This is a genomic window from Flagellimonas aequoris (assembly GCF_003584165.1).
Lineage (GTDB): Bacteria > Bacteroidota > Bacteroidia > Flavobacteriales > Flavobacteriaceae > Flagellimonas > Flagellimonas aequoris.
In genome coordinates this window covers 220,306-237,255 of record NZ_QXFJ01000015.1, presented here as the reverse complement: position 1 = coordinate 237,255, position 16,950 = coordinate 220,306, and the positions used below count along the sequence as shown (strand labels likewise).

Here is a 16,950-nt window from a genome sequence, read left to right as displayed (position 1 = left end):
AAACAGCGTGCAAATATATCATTTCCGATAAGATTTGCCAATAGAAAATGATGTAATTGCAATTATAGCCTACCCCTATGTTGTTAAAATGAAAATGTCATTTCGGACGGATCGGTGATTCCCAGGATACATCTTAGAAAATCCAAGGTACGATCATGCCCAAAATGACAAGTTCTCTGGTCGGTCAAATATTGTTATACCTGAAGCAATGCGTTGGTCTTTTTAACACCTTCGGCACTCTCCTGCATTTTAGCTTTTTCGGCATCGGACAACTCAATTTCCACGATTTTCTCGATACCGTCCTTACCCAAGATAACTGGGGCACCGATACAGATGTCGCTCAACCCATATTCGCCATCCAACATAGTGGAACAAGGGAACATTTTCTTTTGGTCGCAAGCAATGGCCTGAACCATGCTGGATACTGCTGCTCCCGGGGCATACCAAGCACTGGTTCCCAATAGTTTGGTCAAGGTGGCTCCACCTACTTTGGTCTCTTCCACTACCCAACTCATTTGCTCGTCGGAAAGGAATTCGGAAACCTTCACGCTGTTACGAGTGGCGTGGCCGATCAATGGCACCATACCTACATCACTGTGACCGCCGATCACCATTCCATCAACATCGGAAATGGGAGCTCCCAAAGCCTCTGCCAATCTGTATTTGAAACGGGCACTGTCCAATGCACCACCCATACCAATGATCCTGTTCTTTGGCAAACCTGTGGACTTGTGCACCAAATAGGTCATAGTATCCATTGGGTTACTCACCACAATGATGATGGTATTTGGCGAGTGCTCCAAAAGGTTGGTGGCCACGGCCTTCACAATACCTGCATTGATCCCTATAAGTTCCTCACGGGTCATCCCGGGCTTACGTGGAATTCCGGAGGTGATCACCACTACGTCACTGTTAGCCGTTTTACTATAATCGTTGGTGCTTCCGGTAATTTTGGTATCGAAACCGTTCAGGGAAGCCGTTTGCATAAGGTCCATGGCCTTACCTTCGGCATATCCTTCCTTGATATCCAACAAAACTACTTCAGATGCAAAATTTTTCATTGCTATGTATTCTGCACAGCTTGCTCCGACTGCGCCTGCTCCAACTACGGTAACTTTCATTTGTATAAGTTTAAATTTTGATGCTCAAAAATACGGCATTTAGGGCAGAAAAAAGCTGAATTTCACCAGTTTTAGCAGCCCAATTTTGTTACGATCCCAAAATTGTTCGAATCGTCAAAATGTTAACAAAACCTTCCTTTCATCGAAGAATTGGAATTTCACAACAATTTTGAAGAATTGGGTGCAATACTTTCCTACAAAATAGCGTTCTAATAGTCCCAAAATCAATTTAACCTACTTGACCTATGAAAAAGCTCTTTTCATTGTTGTCCATTATAGGCATTATTGCCGTAAGCAACTGTAGCCGGATCCCAGAGAACAACGATCCCATTTTGGGCATCTGGGCCAAAGTCGAAACTTCCAATATCGAAGGCAAGAGTACCGATACCACTCGGGAAGAATGGATTTTCAATGACGTGTACCTGGGTAGGTACCAAAGCTATTCCAACTCCAAGCTGGTTTTTTATACCGATTTTAAATGGTCCGTGGAAAACGGCACCTATACCATTATATATGGCGATCCACAGGTTACTGATGTCTCAGTCAACTTGTTGAAAGCCCAAGATCCTGAAATCTTGGCCCTAGGGAACGGCTCGGTCTTCGCCACTAGGGAATAGACGGAAGACCACTTATATGAAAATAGTAGGCCCCAACGAACATTGGGGCCTTCTTTATTGGTTGGTCGGTTGGTGGTTTGTTTTCGATACTTTTTCTTTTGGAAAAAAATCTAACTGACATAAAACTATCTGAATCCGAAGTTGATACCAAAGGTAAAGGTACTGAACTCGGAAATATTGTATTCGGCATTAAGCCGGAAGAATCCCAATTTGATCTTGGTACCCAAATTGGCGGAAACCCCACTTACATCTTTGGATACTGTAAAAGGATCTACAACAGTCTCGGTAAAGAATGGGCCTCTGGCTTCGTAAGTCCCCAAAAGGTCGATATCCGATTTACCGGTGATATATCCCAATCCCCCATAAAAATTGATTACGGGAATCTTTGTTGTGGAAACCACAGCACTAAAATTCCATGTTTTAAAAGAAGCCTCGATACGTTGATCACTACCATTAATGGTAGAGGAATCGGTAAAATCATATTCCCCATCCAATTTGGTATAGCCGATTACTGCGGCAATCGCCACTGGAAGAACCTTATCGGCCGGAAGCATCTTGGTGAAATCATACTGTAGGCCAGCTCCGAACAATCCAATCTTGGCATCGTCGTCAAACTTGATCTTGGGCAAAAAACGGGCTTTTACTTCCAATCCCTTCACCAATCCCACACTTCCTTGCAGATAGCCAGAGGGAATAAAATTCAAATTTTCAGAAGCCAGACCGGAAGGCAATTCAAATTCTTCACGGAACAGACCGTTCTGTCCTTCCACGTATACTTCTACTCCTTCAATATCCCCCAAACCTGTGGCAACCAAGCGTGGCTCGTCAGGATTCTGGACAAAGTTCAAGTTGTCATAGTCAGCAGGATTCAATAAAAAGGCTTTTTTATCGTCCTTATTCTTGAAACCGGTCATGTTCCCAATAATGGAAATTTCGAATCCGCCCAAAGGTTTGGAATCTGCAGAATTGTACCATCCGTTTGAAATACTGTAAATGGATGCTTCCGAAACAGGTGCCAAATAAGCATTGGCAAAACGTTCTGCATCAGCTACACCTGAAACAAAAAGATCGTTCAGGTCTTGTGCCCTTCCCAGGGTTATTGAGGCCAAGGCCATCAACAAAACAATTTTCTTCATTTTGTAAAATTTTTCCTAAAACTAAAAAACTCGCCTGTTAGGGGCGAGTTTTTGTTGTGAAATGGCTGTTATCTATGCATCTATGTTGGCATAGACGGCATTTTTCTCAATAAATTCACGTCTTGGCGGCACCTCATCCCCCATCAACATGGAGAAGATTCGGTCAGATTCCGTTGCATTTTCAATACTTACTTGGCGCAACGTCCTGAACTCTGGGTTCATGGTGGTATCCCAAAGCTGCTCGGCATTCATCTCCCCAAGACCTTTGTATCGTTGGATGCTTGCTCCACCGTTCATGGATGCCACAATCTCATCCCGCTCCTTGTCGTTCCATGCGTAACGTCTTTTTGCTCCTTTTTTTACCAAATATAAAGGTGGCGTAGCGATGTAAACATGTCCTCCCTCGATCAATTCGCGCATGTAGCGGAAGAAAAAGGTAAGGATCAGCGTTTCAATGTGACTACCATCCACATCGGCATCACACATGATCACTACTTTGTGGTAACGCAGTTTATCCAAGTTCAACGCCTTGCTGTCTTCCTCGGTACCGATGGTAACACCCAAAGCGGTATAGATATTCTTGATTTCCTCATTTTCAAAAACCTTATGCTGCATGGCTTTTTCCACATTCAGGATTTTACCCCTTAGCGGAAGAATGGCCTGAAAGTTCCTGTCCCTACCCTGTTTGGCAGTACCCCCTGCGGAATCTCCCTCTACCAGGAACACCTCACATTTGGTTGGATCTTGCTCGGAACAGTCGGAAAGTTTTCCAGGTAATCCCCCGACGCTCATTGGGTTTTTACGCTGTACCATTTCGCGGGCCTTGGCAGCGGCATGTCTGGCCTGTGCGGCCAATTTTACCTTTTCCACAATTTGTTTGGCGTCTTCCGGGTGCTCTTCCAAATAATCGGTCAACATTTCAGAAACGGCCTGACTCACCGCACTGGTCACCTCACGGTTACCCAATTTGGTTTTGGTCTGACCTTCAAACTGGGGTTCTGCCACCTTAACGGAAACAATGGCTGTAAGTCCCTCACGGAAGTCATCCCCAGAAATTTCGAACTTCAATTTGTCCAACATACCGGAGTTGTCGGCATATTTTTTCAAAGTGGTCGTCAAACCCCTTCTAAACCCGGAAAGGTGCGTACCTCCTTCATGGGTGTTGATGTTGTTCACATAGGAGTGAAGGTTTTCGGTATAGCCAGTGTTGTAGACCATGGCCACTTCCACAGGAATTCCGTTCTTCTCTCCCTCCATGGAAATCACACTCTGGATAAGTGGTTCACGGTTACCGTCCAAGAACTTGATGAATTCCTTCAGCCCTTCCTCGGAATGGAAGATTTCATGAACAAACTCCCCCTTCTCGTCCTTGTTCCTCTTATCGGTAAGTGTGATGGTGATGCCCTTGTTCAAATAGGAAAGCTCCCGCATCCGATTGGCAAGGGTCTCATAGCTATATTCCGTGGTCTGGGTAAAAATGGTATCGTCCGGAACGAAAGTTACGATGGTTCCGGTTTCGTTACTGTCCCCAATGCTTTTTACGGGATATAGGGCCTTACCCTTTTCATATTCCTGTTCCCAGATTTTACCGTCAGTGTATACGGTTGCCTTTAAATGATTGGACAAGGCGTTCACACAGGAAACCCCCACACCGTGCAGACCACCTGAAACCTTATACGAATCCTTATCGAATTTACCCCCGGCACCAATCTTGGTCATGACCACTTCCAAAGCGGAAACTCCTTCCTTCTTGTGAAGCCCAACAGGTATACCCCTACCATTATCCTTTACGGTAATGGAGTTATCTTCATTAATGATTACTTCTATTGCATCACAATATCCGGCCATGGCCTCATCGATGGAGTTGTCCACTACTTCGTAAACCAAATGATGCAACCCCCTGACCCCTACATCCCCAATATACATGGAAGGTCTCATACGTACGTGCTCCATGCCCTCAAGGGCCTGGATACTATCCGCCGAATATTGTTTCTTGTTAGCTTCTTCGCTCATATATTTTCTTTATTTGCTTAGAATTTTTCAAATCCTACAAATATAAAGAATACCCTGTGTAATTAGGGCATAGAGGCTAAATGAACCCCTTAAGTTATCAACAAAATCTGTGGAAAAACAGGATATTTACACTTGGTCGTGAAAGTACTGTTAAGAACAACAAAAAGCCCCTCAATTGAGGGGCTTTTTCGACTAATTGAAAATGAAACAAAACTTCTCCTGCTCCAAATCCTTGATTGCTAATTACTGCTATTTTACGTAGGCATCGGTGTGTACTTTAGCCACCGCCCTGCCAGATGGATCGTTCATGTTCTTAAAGGCTTCGTCCCACTCCAACGCAATCTTTGTACTGCAGGCCACGGAAGGTTCCTGTGGAACACTCAGGGCAGCCGCATCCGAGGGGAAATGGCTTTCAAATATGGAACGGTAATAATATTCCTCTTTGGTAGTTGGGGTCTGAATCGGAAACTTGAAGTGCGCATTCTTCAATTGCTCATCGCTAATTTCTTCCGCAACCATCGCCTTCAAGGTATCGATCCAACTATAGCCTACACCATCGGAAAATTGTTCCTTCTGTCTCCAGGCCACACTTTCAGGGAGATACGACTCAAATGCCTTTCGCACCACCCATTTTTCCATACGCTCCCCGTTGATCATTTTATCCTTTGGGTTGATGCGCATGGCCACATCCATAAATTCTTTATCCAAAAACGGCACACGCCCTTCAATACCCCAAGCCGCCAAGGATTTATTGGCCCTCAAACAATCATACATGTGTAATTTATCCAGCTTTCTTACGGTTTCTTCATGGAAATCCTTTGGACTTGGTGCCTTGTGGAAGTAAAGGTATCCACCGAAAAGCTCATCGGCTCCCTCACCGGACAATACCATTTTAATACCCATCGACTTGATGACCCTTGCCATCAAATACATGGGTGTAGATGCCCGGATAGTAGTAATATCATACGTTTCCAAGTTATAGATAACATCCTTGATGGCATCCAAACCTTCCTGAATGGTAAATTTTATCTCGTGGTGTACCGTACCTATGTGCTTGGCCACCTTTTGGGCGGCAGCCAAATCCGGAGAACCTTCCAAACCTACAGAAAAGGAGTGTAATTGGGGCCACCAGGCATCGGTCGTATCACCTGACTCAATTCTTTTTTGGGAATACTTTTTCGCGATGGCCGAAGTCACAGAAGAATCCAATCCACCGGACAACAAAACACCATAAGGAACATCGGACATCAACTGACGGTGCACAGCAGCCTCCAAGGCATCTTTAATGGCCTGAATGCTGGTCTCGTTTTCCTTTACGGCATCGTACTCCATCCAATCCCTTTGGTACCATCTTCTGAACTCGCCATCGGAGCTGTGCAGATAGTGTCCGGGAGGGAACAATTGGATCTTGGAACAGGTTCCTTCCAACGCTTTCAATTCGGAAGCCACATAAAAAGTCCCGTTTTTGTCCCATCCGATGTAAAGCGGAATGATACCCATATGATCTCTCGCGATGAAGTACTCGTCCTTCTCACTATCGTAAATGGCAAATCCGAAGATACCGTTCATTTCATCCACAAAGTCGACTCCCTTTTCTTGGTATAGGGCCAGAATGACCTCGCAATCCGATTGGGTCTTGAACTCATATTTACCCTCGAACTGTTTTCTCAATTGTTGATGGTTATAGATCTCACCATTGGCCGCCAACACCAATTTCCCATCGGCGCTTAACAATGGCTGTTTTCCAGAAGCTGGATCCACGATGGCCAAACGCTCATGGGCCAATATCGCTTTGTCATCAGCATAAATTCCACTCCAATCCGGCCCGCGGTGCCTTACTTTCTTCGACATCTCCAATAATTGGGGCCTAAGTACTTCCGTACTTTCCTTCACATCAAATGCGCATACAATACCACACATAATCAAATAAATTAGTAACAATTTTGATACAAAAATGAGCCAGTAACTTTATAAATAAAACCACAAATGACCTATAAGTTTCATATTGTAATAATAAATATAAAAATTATGTGGTATTGAAACTATATCTTCAAAATACCGTGACAATCCCGAACGTTTTGTAAGTTTATTCTTTTTTAACGTCTTTTTAGATACAGACCATTTAATAACACCCTAGTTTTGAAAACTACTAAAATCACAATCATGAAAAATGTATTCTTATTTACTGTTCTAGCTTTTGCCATGGTATTTTCGACGGAAGCGACCGCCCAGAAATTCAGTGGCTTGGACAAGAGTCCCGCGGATATTGTCACTTTCCCCACCAGTTCGCGCGTGCCCCAAAAATCCATTAAGGTCATTTACAGCAGGCCACAACTTAAGGGACGTAGCTTGACCGAGCTTGCCCCACAAGGAAAAGTATGGAGAACTGGCGCCAACGAGTGTACCGAAATCACTTTTTATAAGGATGCCACTGTTGGAGGTAAGTCCGTAAAAGCTGGAACTTATTCCCTGTTCACTATTCCAGGTGAAGGTGAGTGGACCGTTATTTTGAACAGTAACCTGAACCAATGGGGCGCTTTTTCCTATGACAGCGAGGCCGATGTTGCCCGAGTAATGGCCAAGACCAGTTCCGACAATGAAGAATTGGAGGCTTTTTCCATAGCTTTTGATGATAGCGGCGATATGGTCATGGGATGGGGAACCACTAGGGTTACCGTGCCGATCAGCATTTAAAAAACCATATTTCTTTATAAATAAAAGCCCCTATTTGGGGCTTTTTTATTTTTTGTGATCCGCTATTTAATAGATTCTATTTGAGCTTTTCTCCTCCCACAAAAACCTGCTCGGCTTTTAGATTGGGAATCTCCGAAACGGGAACAGTCATGATATCATCGCTCAAGATTACAAAATCGGCGAACTTACCCGGTTCAATACTTCCCTTCTCGCCTTCTTCAAAATTGGAATAGGCTGCCCAGATGGTCATCCCTTTCAATGTTTCCTCTCTGGACAAAGCATCTTTCATTTGAAAACCTCCCTCTGGATAATTTTTCAAATCCTGACGGGCCACAGCAGCATAAAAAGTCAAGAAGGGACTTACCTGCTCTACGGGAAAGTCGGTACCCAAAGCTACTATTCCTGCCTCGTCCAAAAGTTTCTTATAAGCATAGGCGCCCTTAACACGTTCCGGACCCAAACGATCTTCGGCCCAGTACATATCACTTGTGGCATGGGTAGGTTGAACGGATGGAATAATGCCCAGTTTAAAGTAATCGAAATCTTCCATGGATATTACTTGGGCATGTTCCACTTTCCAACGACGGTCCGGCTTGCCCTCCAAGGCTTTTTTATAAGCGCGTAGCACCACTACATTGGCAGAATCCCCAATGGCATGGGTGTTCATTTGATAATCGGTGGCTGCAATGCGCTCGGCCAGGGCTCCAATTTCATCAACAGGGGTGACCATGGCCCCAAAATGACCTGGTTTATCCGAGTAGGGTACTTTTAGTGCCGCTCCCCGTGAGCCCAAGGCCCCATCCCCATATACTTTTACAGAACGAACATCGAGCCTATCCGTTTTAATGATACCCTTGTTCAAGAAATAATCCAGATTTTCCGGATAATTGGAAACCATGGCATAGACACGGATGGACATATCTCCCGCTTGCTGCAGACTATCAATCAATTCTATGGTAGAACGGGCCAATCCGGCATCATTTACCGTGGTGAGTCCGTAATCCAAACTGATGCGTTCCGCATCCTTTAGAGCCTGTATCTGTTGTGCTCTGGATGGTTGCGGAACTACAGCATCCACCAATCCCATGGGATTGTCCACCAAAACTCCGGTAAGCTTGCCGTCCTTGGTCACAATTTCCCCACCTTCCACTTTGGTTTCCAACGTAATCCCGGCCAAATCCAATGCCTTTTGGTTCACCAAAAGGGCGTGACCATCAATTCTTCGTAATGCCACAGGTATATCAGGGAACAATTCATCCAATTTATCCTTGGTAGGGAATTCCTTTTCTTCCCAATCGTTCTGGTCCCAGCCCCGCCCTCGGATAAAATCGGATGGCCGTTCCTTCTGAAACGTAACCACTTTATCCAAAATCTCATCAAAACTGGTAGTACCCACCAAGTCCACGACCTGTTGATTCAATCCCAAACCATAAAAATGACAATGGGCATCGATCAATCCAGGCACTATGGTCTTTCCTTCAGCATCCAATTCTTCTTTGGCCTTGTACTTTTTGTAGATATCGGCGTTTTCTGAAACTGCAACGAATTTTCCGTCCTTTATGGCCACACAACAAGCCTTGGAGAAATCATTATCCACGGTATAAATATTGGCATTGTAGACAATCAGGTCCACTTCTTCTTTTGGATTACAAGCAAAAAATAAAGGGGTAATAAAGAGGAGTATGAGCTTTTTCATTTTGGATGATGGTTTTTTCAAAAATAGAAAATGCAGACAAAAATAAATGTCCCTGTGTAACAATTTGATCAACATAACCACAAAAGCTTCCCGTCGGCAAAACATCAAAAGACATTTTTCCCCGTAGAAGAGTGTACAATTGGATCCTTGAAATTTGTGGTAGATTTTCGGAAACATCAATGGGGGAGGCATGAAATTAGAATTTCATTAATTTATGTTAATAAAATTTTCGGCCTTGCAATAATTACTACTTTTCCATCCCCCAAAACAAGATTGATAAAAGCAAATATATTCCTCTTTTTTTGGCATGACAGAAGCTTTCTTAAGCATTGACGCAGTGCAAATTGCAGCTCAGGATGAATTGAGCCTCCTACATTTCATATTCATTGCAATATCCATGTTGGGATTCGGCATTGGCCTTTATCTGCTCTATAGAAAAGGACTCAATACCTATATGGGCATTTTTACCATTTCGATAGCCTCCATTCTCCTTGAACTGACCTTTTTATGGTGGGACGGTATCATGCATATTCCTAAAATCCCGTTTTACTCAAGCTTGCTATTTTTGCTCGGGCCATGCATCTATTTATTTCTTGAAAAAAGCCTATATCCCCACAGGCAAATTAGATTACGGGTCATTGCCTTATTATTTGGCCCCTTTTTCTTGAGCCTGATCTTACTATTGATCCTGACCAATAGCATCGGGGAGATGCCCCTTGCCGGGACAGGTAAAACCCTTGTACTGTTGTTGAACAACATCTATATTAAAATTGTCTATTTTGGTCTTTTCCTTATCATACTCATCAGACGTTATCAGGATTGCCGGTTCCAACTTGACGAGCTTACACGCAAATGGACGTTATCACTCATTATCTTTTTGGCCATTATCTGCTTTATATTTTGCTTTCAGGCCATTGTAAAGAATCAAAGTTCCATAAACAACATGTTGCAGTATACCCTTGCCTATTTCTTTTCAGCCTTTATTATCATCATCTCCTTCTTATTGTTCCTGCTACCTAAAAACATTACGGAAATCTTGACGGCCAACATGGACAAACAACTGGTTAAAAAGGAGAAATACCAAAATTCCGGGCTTACCAAAACAATGATAGAGACATTAAAGACACAACTCTTGGAAGCAATGCAAGAAAAGCCTTATTTGGACAACACACTGTCGCTCCAAGATTTGGCCCATAGATTGAATACCGATCGATACAGCCTTTCCCAGGTAATCAACCAAGAGTTCAACAAAAACTTTTATGAGTTCATCAACGATTATCGCATCAATGAATGCATCACTATTATAGAGAACAGCCCCAAGCAGGTTGAACTCATAACCGACCTGATCTACGAGTCCGGGTTCAACAATAAAGTATCATTCTACAAGGCATTCAAAAAGAGAAAGCACCTGACCCCCGTGCAATATATCAAGAGCCTACAAGAGTAATTCCTGAATGACTGCAATAAATACATGAAACCTCCTTTCAATCAAGAAAACACCCTGCATATCCTAAAGGTCTCCTATACAGGATTCTATAAAAATTGATAAAGGTTAATTTTTATCGGTATAGGTAAATTTAGGTCGGGCGTAATCCCTTTCCCGCAATAACATATTTATTTCGACCCCTGATTAGGATAACCGGTCATGCTACTAAAACATTGCCACAATTACTTAAGGGGTCTTGTTAATTTTTTGGATTAGTCTCAATAAAAAATTGACCGGTTTTCTTTTCAATAGCTTATTCAAACATTATTACTAACTCAATCAATGTGAACTACATGAAATCAAAATCAAAAGTATTTCTCGCAGTGCTGATGGCATTTGTCGTGCATCTTTCTTTTGCGCAGGACAAAATGATTACCGGCACCGTTACCGACCAGACAGGATTGCCCCTACCTGGCGTCAATGTTATAATAAGGGGTACTACCAACGGCACCCAGACCGACTTTGATGGTAAGTATGCGCTACAGGCCCAAACAGGTCAAGTCCTTATTTATTCCTACTTAGGTCAAAAAGAAGTAAGGGTAACCGTAGGTGCCCAGAGTGTCATTGACATTCAAATGGAAGAGGACGCACAAGCCTTGGAAGAGGTTGTGGTAGTCGGTTATGGTGTACAAAAAAGGAAGGAAATCACCGGAGCCATAGCCAGCGTATCGGGTGCAGATATACAAGGACTTGTAACACCTAGTTTCGAAAGTCAATTGGCAGGTAGGGCTGCAGGTGTGCAGATCACTTCTAACACAGGTATCATTGGTGAAACACCAAGGATTCGGATCAGGGGTGTTGCCTCTATAGGTTCTGGCACCTATCCTTTGGTGGTTGTAGATGGTATTCCCATTATAACAGGTGATGTTGGAGGTTACGCTTCCGCCAACGGACTAGGCGATATCAATCCAAACGACATTGAATCCTTTGAAATCTTGAAAGATGGTGCCGCTACAGCTATTTACGGATCCCGTGCAGCCAATGGCGTAATCTTGATCACCACCAAAAAAGGAAAAAAAGGATCAACACAGGTGAACTACAATGTAGTAACCGGTTTTGCTTCCCCAATCAAAACCTTCGACCTTTTGAATACTTCGCAATTCTTGGAAATCGCAAATGAAAAAAGAACGAACAGAGGTCAGGCTCCTTGGGCAGTGGGCAGCGATTATGATACCGATTGGCAAAAGGCCGTACTCAATTCAAGCGCACTTCAAATGGACCATAGCCTATCGATAAATGGTGGAACCGACAGGACAAGGTATTACCTATCATTGGGCTTTACAGACCAAGATGGGGTGGCGGTTTCAAACAACATGAAACGATACAGCATCAGGACCAACCTGGAGCACGAGATTGTCAAATGGCTGAGCGTCGGAGCCAATGTAGGCGTGACCAGGACCGAATACAATGGTCTAAACACTGGTGGCAACTCACTTTCAGGAAACATTTTCAATGCAACCAGACAATTGCCCAACACCCCTATTTATGATGTCAACAACCCAACAGGTTATAACCTATCTCCAGATGGAAGCGTAGTTGGTCAGTGGGACAACACCGACCCAGTGGGTGACAACATATCCAATATTGCCTATGTTTTGGCCAACAACAAATTCCAATCCAAGATCAATAACACCCTGGTTAGCGCCTTTGCAGATGTAAAACCTTTGAAAGGATTGACCTATAGATTCCAGGCCAGTGCCAACAACACCATTACTTCTGGATTCCTTTACTACAGTCCTGTTCATGGTGACGGTAGGGGGTCTAATGGTAGGTTACAAAACGACAATAGGGATATTCTTCGTTGGAACATCCAGAACATTGTAAACTACAATACCTCCATTAACGATGCCCACAATATTGCTGTTACTGCGGTTGCCGAATACCAAAAAGAGCAGAATAAATATTTCTTTGGAACCGGAACCGACCTATTGGATGAATTCTACAACCAAAACTTGGTGACCGGAGCATATGGCACCCAGACCTCTGGTGGTAGTGTGACTGAAAATGGTATCAGTTCCTATGTTGGGCGTATCAGCTACAACTTTAAAGAGCGTTACTATCTACAAGGATCTGTTCGTAGGGATGGTATCTCAAAATTGAGCGAGTCCACAAGGTGGAACAACTTTACTGGATACTCTGCAGGTTGGAACATTGCCAATGAAGAGTTCTTCAGTGCCTTGAACCCAACCATCTCCCTATTCAAACTTAGGGCTTCCTATTCAGAAGTGGGAAATACCGATATCGGTAGTTATCCTTACCTCGGACTAACATCGGCTTCCCAATATGGTACCTTGAACGGTATTGCGTTTACACAGTTCGGTAACGACCAGTTGCTTTGGGAAACCAGTAAAAAGACCGATTTTGGAGTCGACTTTGGCTTTATGTCAGATAAGCTGACCTTTAGCTTCGACTACTATAAAAATGATATTGATGGTCTTATCCTCGATGTACCTGTACCACAATCATTGGGTGTACCGGACAACAGGATCAAGAAGAACATTGGAACCATGGTGAATGAGGGCTATGAATTCTCTGTGAACTACACTCCTTTCAACACCCAGAATTTCAGCTGGAACGTTTCCGCCAATTTGACCTTGGACAAGAACAGGGTAACCAGTATACCCGATGGACAGGATATTATTGGAGGTACTTCCACCAACACCAATATAGCTCCCAATTTGATCATTAGGGAAGGTGAATCCATCAACTCACTATACGGATATAGGTATTGGGGCGTAAACCCTGCAAATGGTAACCCGGTTTATTATAAGGCCGATGGCAGCTTGGTTCAGGGCAATATTGATACACAATCTTATTTTGTCTTCGATCCAAGTAACCCTGAAGATCTTTCCGAAAGCTCTTCATTGAGCGCAGCAGATGACAAGTTTATTTTGGGAACTTCCTTGCCAACCTACTATGGTTCCGTGATCAATAAGTTCACCTATAAAAACTTCGATTTTAGCTTCATGTTCAGATATAGTGGCGGCAACAGTGTATTCAACTCCACGAGAAGGGATTTGGTAACACAGAACTTCAACAACAACTCTACCGAGATCTTGGGAAGATGGCAGAGCGCTGCTGAACCAGGAGATGGAAGAACACCAAAATTGTACGCCAGTAGTAACACTTTCACCAATCTGACCGGTCACGCCACCACAAGGTTTGTGGAAAAAGGTGATTTTATCAGCTTGGACAATATCTCTTTGGGCTATAAATTACCTTCCATGCTAACGGAAAGGTTACATGTGAACATGGTCAGGTTCTTTGTTCAGGCTCAAAACTTTGTTACCATCACAAATTACAAAGGGTTGAATCCAGAAATGGAGTCTAACGGTGTGGATATAAATGGAACCCCAAGGTCGAAGGTTTTGTCGCTGGGTCTAAATGTTAATCTATAATTCTATATTAAGATGAGAAAAATATTCAAATACATAACCCTATCCATTCTTGGATTTGGCGTAATCTCATGTTCAGATGAAACCCTTCTGGATTTGAGCCCGATCAACAACATATCGTTGAGCGATGCCTTTTCATCACCGTCATTGATTGAAAGTTCTGTGAACGGGATGTACAATGCCGCTGCAATAGGCCAGTATAACTCTACAAACCCCAACGGTGGTCGTGGGTATATCTGGGGAGCGGCTTTTGTTCAACAAGGGGACAACAGAGGTGAGGATGTTGTGAACACTGCAACGTTCTATCAGCTTACCTATACCGGAACCTATGATCCAACCACTGCGAACAATGTTTACTATTGGGTAGATGGTTACCGTTTGATCAACAGGGCCAATTTGGTCATTGAAGGGGTAACTGCCGCCGTGGAGGCAGGTATCATCACCCAAGATGTTGCCAATGATTATATTGGTCAGGCTAAATTTCTTCGTGCCATTACCCATTTTGAATTGTTGATCTATTTTGCCAGACCTTATAACTTTACCGCTGGGGCCAACCACCCAGGTGTACCTTACAGGGAAGTTGGGATCGATACACAGGCTGAGATAGATTCCGAAATCCTTATGGGAAGGAATACCGTGGCAGAGTGCTACCAAAAAGTGCTACAGGATTTGAACGATGCCGAAAGTCTTATTACAAACACTGGGCTCACAAAGGCATCCAGAAATGCTGCCATTGCTTTCAAAACAAGGGTTTACCTTCACATGGGCAACTGGGATGGCGTAATCGCTGAAGGAACCAAACTTAATGGAAGCTATACTTTGGAAGATTCTCCGAACGGTCCATTCTTGGATAGCTATGGAAACTCAGAATCCATCTTTTCATTGACCCAGGCCGCAACCCAAAACCCAGGCGTAAATGCTGCCTTGGCTTCCCAGTACAACAGAAGAAGATTGGTGGCCATCAGTCCAATTATCTGGAGGGATCCAAGCTGGTTGGCGGATGATTTGAGAAGGGAGGACAACTCAACGGAAACAGAAGTTGGAACAGGAATGGTATTTACGGCCGGAGGGGCAAAATTCACCCTTAAATACAAAGATGGCGTAAATTATACCGATGCCTCCCCTGTTATACGATATGCCGAGGTAATGCTCAATATGGCAGAGGCCCAAGCTAGAAAGACCTCTCCAGATCTTGTTGCCTCCTTGGGACTTTTAAACCAAGTACGTAACAGGTCTTTGGCAGATCCAGCCACACAGGCATATGTAAGTGCAGATTTTGCAAATGCCACAGAACTGGTTGGTGCCATTCTTAAGGAAAGAAGAATCGAATTCTTGATGGAAGGTAGAAGATGGTCCGATATCCACAGGTTGCAGGGAGACGACATGCAACCAATCGATGGTGTGCCACAAAAAGTGGCCAACGGAACACCACCTGCAGATTCTTACACATTGGGAACTCCATATGACGGCCCTTATGGTGTGCCCACCATACCCTATGCCGACTATAAATTCCTTTGGCCAATACCTCAGGTTGAGATCAATTCCAACCCAACCTTGGCAGAGCAACAGAATCCAGGCTGGTAATTTACCAGTCTTAATCTAGCGCAATTGCGTTGGATTAAATGAATATTAAAAACCTGTGGAAATCCACAGGTTTTTTTATTTTATGGATTGTCGTCCTCGAACTCGGTCATTACAAATTCCACCCGCCGGTTTTTTCTCCTGGCTTCATCCGTTAGTGAAGAATCCAAAGGGATTTTATCACCAAAACCTTTTGAGGTGATCCGCTTTTTATCGAGCCCCAATGCCATTAAATATTTGGCTACGGTCTGGGCCCTTTCCTTGGAAAGGACATCATTGTATTCCTCGGAACCCAAATCATCGGTATGTCCACTGATGGAAACCATCAGATTGGGATGTTTTTGCAAATAATCATACACATCCTTCAAACTTTGTTTGGCCTTGGGTTGAAGGTCAAATTTGTCAAAATTAAAATTGACATGGTCCAACACGTACACTTCATTAGGCTGGTAATCCGGCCCCAGATAAGTCAGGGAAATATCATCCAAATAATAATAGGAATACCCGCCCTTGTTATTGGTCGTGTGTCCAAAATCGTGGTAACTGGTACCTGCATTACTCTTGAAATTCCCTAGGATAAGCTGGCTTTCAAAGCCCTTTCCCACAATATCAAAGCTCAACTCCATCCATTTTTGCTTGTCATCATAATAACCAGTGGTAGAAAACTGTTTGATGGGCGTGGTTTCTGTGGCGACCGATAAAAGGACTCCTTGTGACAAGTGCCTTTTGGTATGAATAGATAAGGGTTTTTCGGCAAAAATGGCGCCCATATCCATAACGGCCCCATCCGATTTTTCGGCCAAGCTGATATATAATGTCAAACGGTAACGGCTACCCTTTTCCAGGGTTTCGGCCAAAGGTACCTGAATGTATTCCCGGTAGTCGTCAGGTGCATACAAGTAAAGTCCTGCGTAGGCACTTCCATCAAAAGGCTCCTGTTTTCCCTTAAAGTTCATGGGGATACCTAATTTGGTCCTGCTACACTCGTTAAAGTAATCCGTGGTACCCAACGTTGGGGCACTCCAATAGTCGGCATCCTTGTTGAGGTTGCTCATTTTTTCGGGACAGGAGCTATATTCCTCAAAACTCCCGTTTCTCACCAAATTTTGAGAAAAACTTATACCAAAAGTGAGGCAAAGCAACAGTTGGGTCACTATGTACAAAGGTCGTAGTCGCATGGTTTCCAATTTCATTGGAACCACCAATCACAT

The 16,950-nt window shown here is 43.7% G+C and carries 11 protein-coding genes; 5 read left to right on the top strand and 6 right to left on the bottom strand.

The window, feature by feature from the left end; genetic code table 11:
• Positions 1-194: 194 nt before the first annotated feature.
• Positions 195-1,121: a malate dehydrogenase gene (mdh, locus tag D2U88_RS06705; RefSeq protein WP_119639530.1), complete on the bottom strand. Its 927-nt coding sequence runs from the start codon at positions 1,119-1,121 to the stop codon at positions 195-197.
• A gap of 245 nt (positions 1,122-1,366) precedes the next feature.
• Between mdh and D2U88_RS06700 the strand changes: the two genes are divergently transcribed.
• Complete coding sequence (locus D2U88_RS06700; protein ID WP_235855735.1) at positions 1,367-1,738, top strand: hypothetical protein; 372 nt, start codon at positions 1,367-1,369, stop codon at positions 1,736-1,738.
• Positions 1,739-1,863: 125 nt separating this feature from the next.
• Here D2U88_RS06700 and D2U88_RS06695 read toward each other — a convergent pair whose 3' ends face one another.
• From D2U88_RS06695 to asnB, 3 genes are all read right to left on the bottom strand, one after another.
• Positions 1,864-2,874 carry a DUF6588 family protein gene (locus D2U88_RS06695; RefSeq protein WP_119639529.1) on the bottom strand — a complete coding sequence of 337 codons (1,011 nt, stop codon included), beginning with the start codon at positions 2,872-2,874 and terminating at the stop codon, positions 1,864-1,866.
• 72 nt (positions 2,875-2,946) lie between these two features.
• Positions 2,947-4,887: a DNA topoisomerase (ATP-hydrolyzing) subunit B gene (gene gyrB / locus D2U88_RS06690; protein WP_119639527.1), complete on the bottom strand. Its 1,941-nt coding sequence runs from the start codon at positions 4,885-4,887 to the stop codon at positions 2,947-2,949.
• A 249-nt stretch (positions 4,888-5,136) separates the two neighbouring features.
• Positions 5,137-6,807 (bottom strand): asparagine synthase B, encoded by a 1,671-nt coding sequence (gene asnB / locus D2U88_RS06685; RefSeq protein WP_119639525.1) that lies wholly within the window; start codon positions 6,805-6,807, stop codon positions 5,137-5,139.
• Positions 6,808-7,050: 243 nt separating this feature from the next.
• On the opposite strand from asnB, the gene D2U88_RS06680 reads away from it, so the two are divergent.
• A complete protein-coding gene (locus D2U88_RS06680; protein ID WP_119639523.1) occupies positions 7,051-7,581 on the top strand; it encodes a DUF2911 domain-containing protein in 531 nt (176 codons plus the stop codon).
• Positions 7,582-7,657: 76 nt separating this feature from the next.
• Here D2U88_RS06680 and D2U88_RS06675 read toward each other — a convergent pair whose 3' ends face one another.
• Entirely contained in the window at positions 7,658-9,277 is a 1,620-nt protein-coding gene (locus tag D2U88_RS06675) for an amidohydrolase (RefSeq protein ID WP_119639666.1), read from the bottom strand.
• Between the two features lie 307 nt (positions 9,278-9,584).
• Between D2U88_RS06675 and D2U88_RS06670 the strand changes: the two genes are divergently transcribed.
• From D2U88_RS06670 to D2U88_RS06660, 3 genes are all read left to right on the top strand, one after another.
• Positions 9,585-10,724 carry a helix-turn-helix domain-containing protein gene (locus D2U88_RS06670; protein ID WP_119639522.1) on the top strand — a complete coding sequence of 380 codons (1,140 nt, stop codon included), beginning with the start codon at positions 9,585-9,587 and terminating at the stop codon, positions 10,722-10,724.
• 332 nt (positions 10,725-11,056) lie between these two features.
• The gene (locus D2U88_RS06665) at positions 11,057-14,161 is read left to right on the top strand and encodes a SusC/RagA family TonB-linked outer membrane protein (protein WP_119639520.1); all 3,105 of its coding nucleotides are present in this window, start codon (positions 11,057-11,059) and stop codon (positions 14,159-14,161) included.
• A 12-nt stretch (positions 14,162-14,173) separates the two neighbouring features.
• A complete protein-coding gene (locus D2U88_RS06660; protein ID WP_119639519.1) occupies positions 14,174-15,742 on the top strand; it encodes a RagB/SusD family nutrient uptake outer membrane protein in 1,569 nt (522 codons plus the stop codon).
• Positions 15,743-15,822: 80 nt separating this feature from the next.
• Here the strand turns inward: D2U88_RS06660 and D2U88_RS06655 are convergent, their stop codons facing one another.
• Positions 15,823-16,917 (bottom strand): OmpA family protein, encoded by a 1,095-nt coding sequence (locus D2U88_RS06655; protein ID WP_182859115.1) that lies wholly within the window; start codon positions 16,915-16,917, stop codon positions 15,823-15,825.
• Positions 16,918-16,950: the final 33 nt, after the last annotated feature.

Bases quoted from the DNA above. Each gene is read 5' to 3' on its own strand.
- mdh (WP_119639530.1), bottom strand. From the start codon at position 1,121: ATGAAAGTTACCGTAGTTGGAGCAGGCGCAGTCGGAGCAAGCTGTGCA.
- D2U88_RS06700 (WP_235855735.1), top strand. From the start codon at position 1,367: ATGAAAAAGCTCTTTTCATTGTTGTCCATTATAGGCATTATTGCCGTA.
- D2U88_RS06695 (WP_119639529.1), bottom strand. From the start codon at position 2,874: ATGAAGAAAATTGTTTTGTTGATGGCCTTGGCCTCAATAACCCTGGGA.
- gyrB (WP_119639527.1), bottom strand. From the start codon at position 4,887: ATGAGCGAAGAAGCTAACAAGAAACAATATTCGGCGGATAGTATCCAG.
- asnB (WP_119639525.1), bottom strand. From the start codon at position 6,807: ATGTGTGGTATTGTATGCGCATTTGATGTGAAGGAAAGTACGGAAGTA.
- D2U88_RS06680 (WP_119639523.1), top strand. From the start codon at position 7,051: ATGAAAAATGTATTCTTATTTACTGTTCTAGCTTTTGCCATGGTATTT.
- D2U88_RS06675 (WP_119639666.1), bottom strand. From the start codon at position 9,277: ATGAAAAAGCTCATACTCCTCTTTATTACCCCTTTATTTTTTGCTTGT.
- D2U88_RS06670 (WP_119639522.1), top strand. From the start codon at position 9,585: ATGACAGAAGCTTTCTTAAGCATTGACGCAGTGCAAATTGCAGCTCAG.
- D2U88_RS06665 (WP_119639520.1), top strand. From the start codon at position 11,057: ATGAAATCAAAATCAAAAGTATTTCTCGCAGTGCTGATGGCATTTGTC.
- D2U88_RS06660 (WP_119639519.1), top strand. From the start codon at position 14,174: ATGAGAAAAATATTCAAATACATAACCCTATCCATTCTTGGATTTGGC.
- D2U88_RS06655 (WP_182859115.1), bottom strand. From the start codon at position 16,917: ATGCGACTACGACCTTTGTACATAGTGACCCAACTGTTGCTTTGCCTC.